This window comes from Pseudoalteromonas neustonica (assembly GCF_001653135.1).
Lineage (GTDB): Bacteria > Pseudomonadota > Gammaproteobacteria > Enterobacterales > Alteromonadaceae > Pseudoalteromonas > Pseudoalteromonas neustonica.
In genome coordinates, this window is record NZ_BDDS01000001.1 from 227499 (window position 1) to 241989 (window position 14491).

Sequence of the window (14491 nt, forward strand, 5' to 3'; positions counted from 1 at the left end):
GTAAAATTAACTTCTGGAAATAAATAGCAACGTCAATGACTGATAAAAAAGACTCGCGAACAACAAAAACGTCTTCAAAACGCCCTGCAAAAAAAGAGCCAAGCTCGACACCTAAAGCCGCAAAAAAAACGGTGAGTAAAACCACTGCCAATAAAAAAACTGAAGCTAAAAAGAACGCGTCTGAAAATGTTAAAAAGCGCAGTATTGGGCGTAAGCTATGGTCTATTTTCTGGAAGTTAACTTTAGCGGGTATCGTCGCTATGAGTTTATATTTGATTTATCTTGATGCAAAGGTAACGCGCCAATTTGAAGGTAATAAATGGCAACTGCCTGCGCAAGTATACGCCAGAGCAATGACATTTTATCCAGGACAGTTTTTATCTAGTGACGAAGTTATTTGGGAGCTCAAACGCTTAAGTTATTCTTCCGTTAATAAAATAAGCCGTACTGGGCAATATATTAAAGGCCCAGACAGTATCAAAATTTACCGTCGTGAGTTTGATTTTTATGACGGGTTTGAGCAAGCGAGTGAAATTGAGCTGCGTTTCGCGGGGCAAAAACTGGCGACGATTAAAGATAAGTTTGGGCGCCGTGTTAATTCAGCGCGTTTGGAGCCGGTGCAAATAGCACGTATTGGCAATGACTCAAAACAAGATCGCGAATTTGTACCACTTGATAAATTCCCGCCAATGCTAAAAGATACCTTGCTGGTGGTTGAAGACCAAAATTTTTATAAACACCATGGTGTGTCTGTGTGGTCAATTATGCGTGCTTTGTATAGTAATATTAAAGCCGGTCGTACGGTTCAAGGTGGCAGTACGTTAACACAGCAGTTAGCTAAAAATATTTATTTGACCCGTGAGCGCACGCTGGTGCGTAAATTCAACGAAGCACTCATTGCTTTAATTTTAGACTACCGTTATTCAAAAGATCAGATCCTAGAAGCCTATTTAAACGAGGTATACCTTGGTCAATCCTATAACCAAGGTGTTCATGGCATGGGGTTAGCGTCAGACTTTTATTTTTCAAAGCCCGTTGATGAACTTGAGTTTGACCAAATAGCCTTACTGGTGGCAATGGTTAAAGGTCCGTCATATTACAACCCGCGTCGTTATAGTGAACGGACGATGGAACGCCGTGACTTAGTATTGCGTTTAATGGTCGAAAATCAATTAATTGATACCAGAGAGTACCGTGCAGCGCTAAAGCGTCCTATTACTGTGTCACCAATGAAAGACAGCATTACAAAATCATACCCGGGTTATTTGGAGTTAGTTGATCGTGAGTTGAAAAAACTATTACCTGATCAAGAGGTGCTAGATGCCGGTGTGAGGGTGTTTACCTATTTTGATTTGCAAAAACAAGCTGCGATGGAAGAGGCAATAGCAAATAGTTTACCGTACTTAGAGAAGCGCTCAACGACAGAGCAGTTAGAAGCGGCGATGATCTCAGTTAATGTAGAAAAAGGCGGTGTATCGGCTTTAGTTGCGGGACGTGATCCGCGCTTTTTAGGGTTTAACCGTGTACTTGATACTAAACGAAATATTGGTTCATTGGTGAAGCCTGCGGTATATTTAACGGCACTTAGTTCGCCTAATTATAACTTAGCCACCTTGTTAGATGATTCACCTTTGCAGGTGACAAATGAGCAAGGAAAAGTATGGCAGCCTGAGAACTTTGATCGTCAGTTTCGTGGTATGTTGCCGCTTTATAAAGCGTTTAGTCAAAGTATTAATATTCCAGCAGTGAATTTGGGCTTGGATGTTGGTGTTGATAACGTCGCCGATACACTTAATAAACTGGGTGTTAAAGAGCAAATAGATCATTATCCTTCACTATTATTAGGTGCACTTGAAATGTCGAGCTTTGAGGTGGCGCAGCTTTACACCACGCTTGCAGCTGACGGTGAATACCGAGCGCTGACATCGATTTCAGCAATGACTGATTCTGTAGGCAGTGTTTTGTATTCACATAAGGTGAAATCACAGCCAAGGTTTGCAAAAGACGCCATGTACATGACCAAGTATGCGATGAAGCGAGTGACAAAAGATGGTACCGCAAAACGTTTAAATGCCCATTTTCCGTCAATTCAGTTAGCGGGTAAAACAGGCACGAGTAATGACTTGCGTGATAGCTGGTTTGCAGGGTTTGATCAAAATACAGTAACGGTCGCATGGCTTGGTCGTGATGATAATAAAAGTACGGGCTTAACAGGCAGTGTAGGGGCGCTTGAAGCGTATATCCGTTATCTTAAACCGCTTAACCCACAAGCAATTGCCGATACACGTCCTGCTTCGATTCGCTGGGCATTTATTAATGAACTGACAGGAAAACAAGCACCACCGGGATGCGGTAAAGTTATTCAACTACCACTTAGGGTTAGCGAGTTCGAACCAAGGCCAAGTTGCCAGCGTTAAGTCTCTAAGTAAAAAAGCCAACATAAGTTGGCTTTTTTATAGCATACATTAAGATTTAAAAAATCGCATTGCATCGGATAGTAGCTCTGAAAGCTGACTAATTTTTTTCGCATCACATAGGCTAGACTGCGCAGATGTTTGGGTTTGCTCTGCTAAGTGACTAATTTGTTGGGCATCGTTTAACGCTTGGGTTGTTGCTTGGGATTGTAATTGCACACGCTGCGCAATTTGCTCACCTTGTACTTTGATCTCTTGCATGCTTTTTTCTGCATTTTGTAGCACATTATTAGTGTCATTTGCTGACTGCACTGAGTGCACCATCTTCTCTACACTTGAACGCATTTTTTGTTGTGTATCATCTGATGCTTGCTGCAATGAGCTGATAATTTGGTGTATTTCTTGAGTTTGTGCCTGTGTACGTAAAGCAAGTGTTCGTACTTCATCAGCAACAACAGCAAAACCACGGCCTTGCTCTCCAGCGCGCGCTGCTTCAATAGCGGCATTTAGCGCTAATAAGTTGGTTTGATCAGCTATTTCACTAATACCTTTACTTACATTACCAATATTTTGGCTATCCACGGCTAGGCGATCGAGTGCTTGTTGGTTTTCGCTAAACTCCACTTGTAAGTCTTGCATATACTGAGCAAGCTCCATGGTGTTACGCGAGCCTTCTTTAACATGTTGGGCTGCATTTTGCGCAATTAACATTGCTTGATTTGCTGATTCTTCAACAGCATGAGCACTGTCTGACATATCACTTAATGCGTTGTGAATTGTATTTACACGCCCTTGTTGCTCGCTTACATCATGACTTGTTTGATGGCTTGCTTGTTCAAGTGATACCGTAGCGCTGCTTAAATCTACGGTTGTTTTTTTTACTTCTGCTAATAGATTACTAAATGCTTTTAGTAATGCATTGTAACGGGCTGTAATAATGCTCATTTCATCACTGCCGATAGATTCTAATCTAGCACTTAGATCGCCATTAGCAGCTTGTTCTGCTGCGCCAGCAAATCGGGTAATACCATCCACTACAGCAAAATAAAAACCAATTAATAAATAAAATGCACTCAACAAACTTAATATTGAAGCAATTAATACAATGTTTCTGATCCATTGTTGCTGCTGTAACTTGTCAGTAATTAGTTGCTCAAGTGTTGGCACACTTTGCTTTATAAGTTCTTTGATATTGCTGGTGACTGCTTGATGTAATTGAGAAAACTCGGCCTGTGTTATTTCTAAATTATCGGGCTCTAATAGTTTGCTGTCGATGGCGCGCTTAAAGTTAAGGGTACTTTGCTGTAGTTTATTTATCAAAGGAGTTAAAATTTTACTCACTTGTTTGTTGGCCGTTGTGGCTACTAATAAGGTTTTTTCAATGTTTTCTTCATACTGAGGTAAGGATTTAGATAAATTTGACAGCGCTATAAATGTGTCAGGAGTAAAGCCTTGATTAGTTAAAACTGTATTTGCGCTATTGCTTGTTAAATTAACTTGTTCTATTAAAGCTGGGATGGGAGATACCAGTGCGCGGTTCAAGTAAGCACTGGCTAAATGATCATCCACAGCGAGTTGCGATTGGATAGAGACTAATTCAAGCGCATCCTTGTTTTGAGAGTCACTAACTTGATAACCGAAGCTGCGAGCAATAGCAGCATTTTTATTTGTTTGGGAGTTCATTTGGTTTTCGAGTAAAGCACTGTAACTTTGTAAACCTTGACGTTTCATTGTTGAAACATGAATACTATCGGTTAATAACGAGAGTAAGAAGAATAGGCTAACACTTAGGGGAACTAATAAAATACCAAATACTAGACTAATTTTAGTTTTGTATTTTAAATTTGCCATCAAGTTGATAGCAGGGGAAGTTGCGCGTCGTAGTCCTGACATAGTGCTCTCTTGTTATAGGCAAAATAGTGAATGCTGTTTAGTAAGACCTAGCTTACTTGCAATATCATTCATTAATATTAGCCTATAAACAAAAAAAGCCCTTACGGGCTTTTTAATTACACTAAAACTAATACTTATAGTTTAGCAAAAGCGCGCTGTGCAGCGGCAATCGTATCTGTAATCTCTTGCTCTGAATGCTCAGAACATACAAAACCTGCCTCAAATGCTGATGGGGCCAAGTAAACGCCTTCTTCAAGCATTAAGTGGAAGAACTTTTTAAAGCGCTCTAAATCGCATTGTGTAGCTTGCTCGTAAGTGGTTACTTTGTCTTGATCAGTAAAGAAAAAGCCATACATGCCACCGGCATAGTTAGTTGTAAGGGCGATACCTGCAGCTTTTGCTGCTGCTTCAAAACCCTCACAGATTGCTTTACTTTTCGCTTCAAGCTTAGCGTGTAGGCCTTCAACGCTAAGTAGCTCTAGCGCTTTCAAACCTGCGGCCATTGCAATAGGGTTACCTGAAAGAGTACCCGCTTGATAGACAGGGCCAACTGGAGCTATGTAATCCATGATCTGCGTTTTACCACCAAACGCGCCCACAGGCATACCGCCGCCAATAACTTTACCTAAACAGGTTAAATCAGGGATGATGTTGTAATAAGCCTGTGCGCCGCCAAGTGCTACGCGAAAGCCGGTCATTACTTCATCAAAAATAAGCACTGATTTATATTCATCACATACTTCACGCAGGCCTTCTAAGAAGCCAGGAACAGGAGGAATACAGTTCATGTTGCCGGCCACTGGCTCTACAATAATACACGCAATTTCATCTGCATATTTTGCAAAAATGGCTTTCACTTCATCAAGGTTATTAAACGACACTGTTAATGTGTGCTTAGCAAAATCTTCAGGAATACCCGGTGAATTAGGCACGCCCATAGTTAATGCACCTGAGCCTGCTTTCACTAGTAGTGAATCAGCATGACCGTGGTAACACCCTTCAAATTTAAGTATTTTGTCACGGCCAGTAAAGCCACGAGCTAAGCGAATTGCGCTCATGGTGGCTTCAGTTCCTGAGCTTACCATGCGAACTTTTTCGATTGATGGAACTAGCTCTTTTACTTTTTCGGCCATTAATATTTCAGCTTCGGTAGGTGCGCCGTAACTTAGGCCATTTTCTACCGCTTCAAGCACTGCTTGCTTAATTGCAGGGTGATTATGGCCCATAATCATCGGACCCCATGAACCTACATAATCAATATAACGATTGCCATCGGCATCGAAAGTAAATGGGCCTTGTGCGCTGGTAATAAATAGCGGTGTGCCGCCAACGCCATTAAAGGCACGTACTGGTGAGTTAACACCACCCGGAATAGATTGTTGTGCGCGGGCAAATAAATCTTGGCTAATTGTCATGAAAAATCCTATTAAGTTGTCACTTTAAAAATTAACTATCGCGTTTGCGGCTAAACCAAGGCACTGCAACTTCGTATTGCTCTACTTTATCGGCAACATCAAGTGTAAGTGCAAACAGAGCCATGCGAATTAATACGCCATTTTGTACTTGACGAAAAATTGCTAAGTTGTCATTTAGGTTTAAATCGTTATCGAGCTCATTAGCTTCCATACGACTATCTCGCGGCAGTGGGTGCATTAAAATAGAGTTGGGTTTGCAATGGGCATTATAAATAGATTGACTAATTCTAAAGCCACCACGGTATTTGTTTGCTTCTTCTTGTGATGGGAAGCGCTCTTCTTGAATACGTGTTTGATAGACAATGTCAGCGGCTAAATTGCCTTCCATTTTATCAACAATTTCTATTTTATGACCCGCATTATCAACAGCATCCAAAATGTAGCTTGGCATTTGTAAGCCGTCAGGTGCGACCATCGAAAACTTAATGTTTTTATAATGACACAGTAGTTTTGATAACGAATGCACCGTACGGCCATATTTTAAATCGCCAACAAGGGCGATGTGCATACCATCAATGTTTTGATCAAAGCGGTGAAGTTCACGTTCAATAGTCAGTAAATCAAGTAGTGCTTGTGTCGGGTGCTCGTTTGGGCCATCGCCGCCGTTTATGACAGGCACTGAGCAACCTGTTGCAAATTCAGCAACTGAGCCTGAATCAGGGTGGCGCATGGCGACTGCATCGGCATAAGCTGAAATAACACGAGCGGTGTCATAGAGCGACTCGCCTTTGGCAAGAGCTGAACTTTGCATACCGGTTGTTTCGCGAACCAAACCGCCTAATAAATTAAAAGCAGTACCAAAACTTACGCGAGTACGCGTACTTGGCTCAAAGAATAAGTTTGCTAATATTGCCCCTTCAAGCACGTTTGTGCGTTTTTGCTTTTTAGCATATGGCTCCATTTTCTTTGCAACTGCAAAGATACGTTCAATACAGTCACGATCAAGCTGATTGACCGAAAGAATATTTTCACCTTGGAAACTTAACATGGGGTTATTCCTATCACATTGAAAAGGGGCGCGATCTAACCATCAAAGATGGGCACGCAATCGCGCGGTACTATAGCAAATTTTTTATAAACTTGGTTTAGTTATGGCTAAAAATACGATGACTAATAGCGCTAACACGGGCAACTCATTAAAAATACGATAAAAGCGATCACTGCGTGTATTACGGTCATGTTTAAAATCAGCGAGTAATTTAAAGCAATACGCATGGTATATATACAGTGCGATGACGAGTACTAATTTGTAATGCAACCACATGCTGTATTTAAACCATTCCCGGCCATATTCAACAATGAGTAGTACACCAAATACGGCTGTTAATATGGCAAAAGGGGTTACAAAATAGAGCAAGCGACGCTCCATCACTTTAAGCATAGAATTACAGGCTCGTTCTTCACTCATGGCGTGATAAACAAAAAGGCGTGGTAAGTAAAATATGCCGGCAAACCAGGCAATCATAAAAAATACATGTAAGGCTTTATAAACCAGTAGCGCGCTCATAGTGTTCTCTTATTTTTTGTTACAGTAAGCTATTACGTATAGTAAGGATATGGCGGATCTGATCCCAGCGCATAATTCCCATAATTTGTTGGTTATCGAGTAAGTTATAAATATACACAGCACCGCTGCGCTTATCTTTTAGTAAGTCAAATACATCAGCAAGTGTTGATTGGCTACTAACGCCTTGTAAGTTAATGTAATTTATTGATATATTTTGTTCTGACATTAAACTTAAATCGTATTCAGCTAAACGGTAGCCATTTTCAGTATCGTAAACAATCAAGGGAGTTTGACTACTCACAGCATCAAGGCTGGTTTTAATTTGTTCTTTATCCGCGGAGTAGAGCAATTTAAAGTTTTCATCCATTTCATCCATCACCCCCACTTTTTGTAATGCCTCAGTGGCAGGGGATACATGATACGACAAACCTTGAAAATCTAATTGCTGCAAGAAAATAGAACGATTACCAAAAATTTGTAATGCAGTGACGTAGGCTGTCGAAATAACCAGCATAGCAGGGACAATAATCTCAGGGCTTGAGGTCAGTTCCATAACGGTTGTTAAAGCGGCAAGCGGGGCATGCAGTGTGGCAGCGAGTAAGCCTGCCATGCCTAATACGCTATAAGTGCCGGCTATATCAGCACCGGGGCTAATAAATTGTGCAAAAAATGCCATGAGAGTGCCCATTAATACACCCAGTCCAATAACTGGGCCTATAATTCCACCGGGGATACCCAATCCAATCGCAAATAAGGTGGCAAGCAACTTAGCAATTAAAATGGTTGTTAACAGTTGTACATCATCAGGAGATTCAATTGCAATAGTAATAGCGCTCATACCAGAGCCCATAGCTTGAGGGACCGTATAAGCAATAGCACCTGCAATTACGCCAGCCAATAGTAAGCGTGGGAACATACTTAGGGGTTTAAATGTGCGAATTATCATCATCAGGTTTTGATTAAACGCAAAAGCAACCGCGCCTAAAGCCATCCCAAAAATGATTAAAAATGGGTAATGCCAACCGCTTAAGGGGTTAACAACAATAAGCGCAAGCTCAGAGACATCACCAAATACAAATTGAGTGGCAAGGGCCCCCGTTACGGCGGCAAGCATAATGGGGACGAATATGTGGATTTTATACTCTCTGAGCACCACTTCCATCACAAAAATGACGGCTGCTAGTGGTGTATTAAATGAAGCGGCAATACCTGCTGCAACACCACAACCGCTTAGCGTGCGCATAGCATTGTGAGGTAAGTGCAGTTTATCAGCAAGCAAGCTCGCGCCCGTTGCACCTAGATGTACAGAAGGCCCTTCCCGTCCAACAGAAAAACCACTAATTAACGCCAATGCACCACCGACAAATTGATTAACCGTGTTATATAACGGCATTTGCCCGTAGTGACGTTTTATGCGATGGATAACAAAGGGAATACCTAAGCGATAGTGTTTAAAGCCTGTTAGGGCTGCAAATAAGGCAATCAAAAAGGCCGCGCCAATTGGCATTAATACCCGTTCAAGGGTTGGCAGTGTTGTAAAGTCATCAGGTGTTTCAAGAAATAAACCTTGAAAGAATAGAATTGTTAAACGAAATAAGATGATAAAAAACGCAGCAATTAAACCAGCACATACACCTAGTAAGCACAGTTGCACCGATGTTTTTGGCTTAGCCAAGCGACGCCTAAGCGTTTCAAGCCACATGCATTTTTCCTCGCCACCCATTTAGGCGGGCAGTTTATCAAATGTACGGCAGTAAGTCCTTTTGATTTTTGAATTATCTACGGGTAACCTCTGATTTTATCAGACTCATTTCAAGGGCATAAGTACGGGGGGATGGGGGGATTTATTAGTGGTAAATAGACGGCTTAGTGCGCCGTATTATTAATACAGTTTCAATATGCAGAAGGTGAGCTTGCAGGTATATTTATGCCCAAACCACCTCAAAATGCAGAATTCAGCGTTTCACAGGTGTTTAATATCAAGGCGTTATTTGCAGTAATGGCAGTCCCTTTTAAGAAGTTACAACGATGAAAGTAAGCGTCTGTGAAATGCCCAAAGGGTTGGTTTAAAAGCGATTTATACTGCGCTATTGATTTTAACAAGGGGGCAACCATTATTTACAATCAATGCCTTGTCTAAATCGCTTTTAATTCCAACTGACACTTACATCTTGAGGTGACTTGGGCATATACCATCAAGTTTAATTACACAATAAATTTTTTCAGTAAATCTTGCTGAGCATTTACGTTTTCAGCTAGATTTGTATTGGTTTCAAATTGCTCTTTAGCAAATTCATCCACTTGCACACTAATATCTTTAATATTAATTGTATTTTTATTAATTTCTTCAATAACCGTGCTTTGCTCTTCAATCGCGGCAGCTATTTGAAAGTTCCTATCCATAATGTCTTTAACTGACATAGAAATAGTGTTTAAAGATTGATTGGCAACCTCAGTTTGCTCAACACACTGCGATGCCTTTTGCTTACTTTGCTCCATAGCTTGCTGTACTTTTGATGAAAACAGTTGAATCTGCTCAATCATTGCTTTTATTTCTGTTGTTGAGCTTTGCGTTCTTGAGGCTAAGGTTCTTACTTCATCGGCCACAACCGCAAACCCGCGCCCTTGCTCCCCAGCTCTTGCTGCTTCAATTGCTGCATTTAGTGCAAGCAAATTGGTTTGCTCTGCTACGTTATTTATTACAGAAAGTATTTGCTCAATACTATTACTGTGTTCCGCTAATTGATTACTCAGTTCTTGGGAGTTAGAAATTGAATCCGATAGATTAGTAATATCTGATGTGGTTTTTTCAAACAAGGTTTTACTTGAACTCGTTGAATCATTTACCAAGGTTACTGATGTTGCAGCTTCTTGTGCGCTGGAGGCAATTTCAGATGAGGTGGTGCTCATCTCATGCATCGCAGTGGCTAGACTATCAATTAATTGGTATTGTTCGTTCAGGGAGCGGCTTGATTCGGTTGATAATGATTTTGCTGCTGCACTTTGCGCTTCAACACTATTCGCTTTATCAATAACGCCCGTCACTAATATCTGTAATGACGATAAAAAGCGATTAAAACTTTTAGCTACCACGCCACACTCATCTTCTGTAGTTACTGTTAATCGTTGAGTTAGATCTCCGCCACCAGAGGCAATTTCACTGATTGCATGCTCTAGTTCATCTAGCGGTCTTAATAGTATTGTTGCCAATGTTCTGATGACCAACACACAAAAAGCAATACTTAAAATAGCAATGAAAAAGGTACGTGTTGTAAAGACAGTTAGGGATTCATACACTTTATCTTTATCAAGTAGCATGGCTAAAGACCAATCAACGCCAGCGTTATCACTTAAGGGATAAAAGTAGAGTAACTTTGTTTGCCCTTCGTGCTCAATCTCTAAAATTTGCTTACTTTCAGTTGGGGATTTTTGGTAAATATTTTGAGTTTGTTTATTGCTGAGGCTGGTGGTCGGGTGAGTAATAATCTTACCTGTGCCATCGACAACAAATGCTAAACCATTGCCGTTAAAGTTAATGGTATTTACGCTATCAGCAATGGCATTTAAGCTCAAGTCACCACCAATAACACCTTGAAAACCACTAGAAGTGTTAATTGCAGTGACAACTGATAATAATAGTTCGTTTGTAGCAGCATCAACATAAGGTGCGGTAAATGAGATCGCATCGTTGTTTTGCACTAACTTGTACCATGGTCTTTCTTTAAAATCGATACCAGGTGGATTAACCCTCTGTTTATCATTAGAGCGAAGCCCTTTTTCATCGCTTAGCGTACCAAACATTAATGAAAAATCATCTGAAAAGGCTGGGTTTTCTAACCCAGCTTGAAAATTATCTTTAGAGAAGTCTGATTCAATCTGCTTTTTTAAAACATTAACTTGTGCTGATTTACTAACCAGCCAATTGCTAATGCTTTGTGATAACAGTGATGCATTATCCTGCACATACGCGTCGGTGGACTTTTTTAGCGTTTGTTGTACAAGTAAGTATGTTGTTGTTGCAAGTAGTGAAATAACGATAAATACCACTATGCCTGAAGCGATGGAGAATTTAGTTCTGATTTTCATAATATTTCACTTTTTGACTGAATAAGAACGAGTGTTTTTTGTTATGTATATATAAACATAGTCTACACTTAGGAAAAGTTTAAATGGTAAGGCGCATTCATGCAAATAAAGCTCATCTGCTTTTTGTTAACTACATCTTGCTCGTTTTCAGTATACGCTCAAGATGAACAACAAGAACTAAAAAATTTAAAATTACAGCTAAATAAAATCAGCGCGCAATTAGCCGCTTTAGAGTCATTAACACTACAGTTTGAGAGTATCAGTAAAAGAATTGAGGTGCTTGAAAATAAAAAACAGGGTTCTTCTGTTGCGTCAAATGTCGCAATAATCCCCCCAATTACTGATTTGCAATTACCTGTATCATCACCTGAGGCTATTAAAAAAGATGTTAAAATTTACGCAACAATAAGACCAACACTCGGATATATTGATGAAGACAACGAATCTCAATGGGATGTAAGAGACGCACTTTCTCATGTTGGTATTAAATCAACGGTAGAATTTAACGACCAATGGCAAGGGATTCTCCATGGTGAGTGGGGCGTTGATTTATCAAATAATGGTGATTTTGGTAAAGCTAGGCAAGTCTATGTTGCTTTGGATAGTCCTTATGGGAAGGTTGGTATAGGCAAACAGCGCCCAGCTCAGTACCTGTTTATTGCTGAGTACGTCGATATTTTTAACCACGGTAATAGCCCGTTTGCATATGATCCTGAAAGTCTCTTTTTTGTAAATAACCTGCTTACTTATCAGATAACGCAAGGTGATTTTACGTGGATGCTGGTTAGCCAATTTAATGGCGCACAAGGCGATAATAAAAGTGACCTTATCAATGGTGGGGTAAGTTATGATAAAAATAATTTACATGTTGCTTTGACGTATACAAATAAAGGTATCTATGAAAATGAACAAGCGTTGGGAGATAATAATATTGTTGCTGGATCAGTAGCTTACTCTTTTGATAGTGGTTTGTATTTTGCGCTGGGATATCAAGCAAAAGAATACAATAGAGACTTAAGCCTGGATAGAGACGGGCATACACTTGATGTATCAATGGCTTATCCGCTGAGCAAAAATTATAAAGTAAAAATGGGTTATTTTGATTTTGATGATGGACACCAAGCCGATCAAACGCAAAACTATAATGGCGCAAATTTAACGCTTGAATGGTTGCCTGCAGAAAACTTACGTTTACATGTTGAATACCTTTACCGAGACTTTGATTATTTAGCTGACTTTAGTTCATTATCAGTAGGGTTTCGCTATGATTACTCACAAAAGTGGAGTTACTAATAGTAAAAACATGCATATTTTAAAAAAGCGTTTAATACTGATTACGGGCTTACTCATGCTGATGTGTGCATTTACAAGTCATAGCAACGTAGATGTTACTATTTTAGCTGATGATGATTATCCGCCGTATAGCTATTTAGAAAATGGTGAAGTAAAAGGGATTTATATTGATTTATTGAGACGTGCTAGTACTCAATTAAAGCTAGATTATCACGTTAAAATAATTCCAACACCATGGAAAAGAGCATTACTTACCGTTAAAAAAGGCGATGTTATTGGCGTGGTTCCTCCGTATTTACATTATGATTCAAGGCCTTTTATTTCGTCATATTCGGTGGCGTTAGGGACCGAATTTGTGGTGACTTATTGTCGTGAAAATGTTGATTTAAAAGCTGCATTAAATTTAGATTTACCGGTTAATAAACCTGTTCATTTAGGAATGAATGCTGGTTATTTACTGCTGGATGAACGTTATAAACAAGCAATTGCACGAGGGCGAATCCAGTTATGGGAAAATAAAAGCACCGCAGCGAATGTAATCAAATTACTTACCAATAAAATAGATTGTTACGTCAACGATAGAAAAGCCACACAATATGAACTAAACAGCATAAATAAAACTTACCCGCAATATAATACGGTTACAGTTATAGAAAAAGATGAGCTTAGTCATAGAACCGCGCACATAGGATTTAGCCGTGAGTTTAGCTATCCATATAAAGACGATTTTATAAAAAGAATGAATAGAGCGTTGCTTGATGTGATGAATGAAACAGGGAAAGTTAAAGAGTGAGTGTTTTGATAGTTATGCGGTTTTTGTACATTGATTAGATTAAATGCATCGTTTATTATTTCGGGACTAGTTTTATAAAAAATAACAAAGCCTACATTTTGTTACAAACGCAGCATCTTGATACGTTTTTTTGATTATCAAAGAATATAATGAATGGGTGATTAATCAATAAGGAAGTCGGCGCGTAATGTGTTTATCTGTCAAACATCTCCTATCTGCAGTTGTTTTATCTTTTTTGTGTTCATCTTTTAGTTATGCCGCAGATTTAACCAGAGAAATAAGTCTAAATATTGATCAAGGTAGTGCCCCTGAGAACTTCTTTGAAGTTGGTTTAAGCTTGAGCACATTTAATCGTTCAACGATTAATGCTCATGACGACGATCTCGACCTCGGTACCACACTCATTGGCAGTTATAATTGGCACAACTTCTTTATCGACTTTGCTAACCAAGCACCTGACTCGCTTGTCTTTGGCTACACAGCTTACGCTGAAAATAATTGGTCATTTGATATTGTTTTTACCGGGCCGGGAACAGGTTTAAGAAAAAAAGAGAATCAAGTTAATTTTGAAGGTATTGACGATCGAGATGTCAACACCATGCTCGGTGGTAGAGTAACGGGTTATATTGGTGAGAATGTTGTGCAATTCACTCTTAAGCAGGGTTTAACGAGTGAAAATAGCGGTACTATTGCCTCGGCTCTTATTGGGCGTAACTGGCAAGTGAGGAACTTGAATTTTCATGGCTTATTTGGATTGTCGTTTAGAGACGCTAAGCTCAATGATTATTATTATGGTGTGTCAGAAGATGAAGCCGCCCGAACTAACTTCAAACCATTTACAGGTAAATCAACACTTAATTTTGATTCGTCACTAGGAGTAACCTATCCACTTTCAGAAAGTTGGTTATTCCGCTCTGAAATATTTGTAGGGTCAGAGTTTGGGTACAACGAAAGCCCATTATTTAATAAGCAAAAAGACATTTATACTGGCATCAGTTCAAGCATTAGTTATGTATTTTAAGTGAGTAAA

10 protein-coding genes are annotated in these 14491 nt (G+C 39.7%); 4 read left to right on the forward strand and 6 right to left on the reverse strand.

Annotation, left to right across the window (positions count from 1 at the left end):
• The first annotated feature begins 35 nt into the window (after positions 1-35).
• Positions 36-2417 (forward strand): penicillin-binding protein 1B, encoded by a 2382-nt coding sequence (mrcB, locus tag A7967_RS01000; RefSeq protein ID WP_054204191.1) that lies wholly within the window; start codon positions 36-38, stop codon positions 2415-2417.
• A gap of 48 nt (positions 2418-2465) precedes the next feature.
• On the opposite strand, the gene A7967_RS01005 is transcribed toward mrcB, so the two are convergent.
• The 6 genes from A7967_RS01005 to A7967_RS01030 form a co-directional block, all read right to left on the reverse strand.
• The gene (locus tag A7967_RS01005; RefSeq protein ID WP_054204190.1) at positions 2466-4307 is read right to left on the reverse strand and encodes a methyl-accepting chemotaxis protein; all 1842 of its coding nucleotides are present in this window, start codon (positions 4305-4307) and stop codon (positions 2466-2468) included.
• A 134-nt stretch (positions 4308-4441) separates the two neighbouring features.
• The gene (gene hemL / locus A7967_RS01010; protein WP_064435253.1) at positions 4442-5722 is read right to left on the reverse strand and encodes a glutamate-1-semialdehyde 2,1-aminomutase; all 1281 of its coding nucleotides are present in this window, start codon (positions 5720-5722) and stop codon (positions 4442-4444) included.
• Between the two features lie 31 nt (positions 5723-5753).
• A complete protein-coding gene (locus A7967_RS01015) occupies positions 5754-6770 on the reverse strand; it encodes an aspartate carbamoyltransferase (RefSeq protein ID WP_054205533.1) in 1017 nt (338 codons plus the stop codon).
• 84 nt (positions 6771-6854) lie between these two features.
• Positions 6855-7289, reverse strand: coding sequence for a CopD family protein (locus A7967_RS01020; RefSeq protein WP_054205534.1), 435 nt, complete (start codon positions 7287-7289; stop codon positions 6855-6857).
• A 19-nt stretch (positions 7290-7308) separates the two neighbouring features.
• A complete protein-coding gene (locus tag A7967_RS01025) occupies positions 7309-8991 on the reverse strand; it encodes a chloride channel protein (RefSeq protein ID WP_054205535.1) in 1683 nt (560 codons plus the stop codon).
• 503 nt (positions 8992-9494) lie between these two features.
• Positions 9495-11375 (reverse strand): methyl-accepting chemotaxis protein, encoded by a 1881-nt coding sequence (locus A7967_RS01030; RefSeq protein WP_054205536.1) that lies wholly within the window; start codon positions 11373-11375, stop codon positions 9495-9497.
• Positions 11376-11474: 99 nt separating this feature from the next.
• Between A7967_RS01030 and A7967_RS01035 the strand changes: the two genes are divergently transcribed.
• The 3 genes from A7967_RS01035 to A7967_RS01045 all read left to right on the forward strand — a co-directional run bounded on the left by A7967_RS01035 (position 11475) and on the right by A7967_RS01045 (position 14482).
• On the forward strand, positions 11475-12668 hold the full coding sequence (locus A7967_RS01035) for a porin (RefSeq protein WP_054205537.1): 1194 nt from the start codon (positions 11475-11477) through the stop codon (positions 12666-12668).
• Positions 12640-13461: a substrate-binding periplasmic protein gene (locus A7967_RS01040; RefSeq protein ID WP_054205538.1), complete on the forward strand. Its 822-nt coding sequence runs from the start codon at positions 12640-12642 to the stop codon at positions 13459-13461. The genes A7967_RS01035 and A7967_RS01040 overlap by 29 nt, the downstream gene beginning before the upstream one ends.
• Positions 13462-13648: 187 nt before the next feature.
• Positions 13649-14482, forward strand: a complete 834-nt coding sequence (locus tag A7967_RS01045; RefSeq protein WP_054205539.1) for a MipA/OmpV family protein — start codon at positions 13649-13651, stop codon at positions 14480-14482.
• Positions 14483-14491 lie beyond the last annotated feature (9 nt).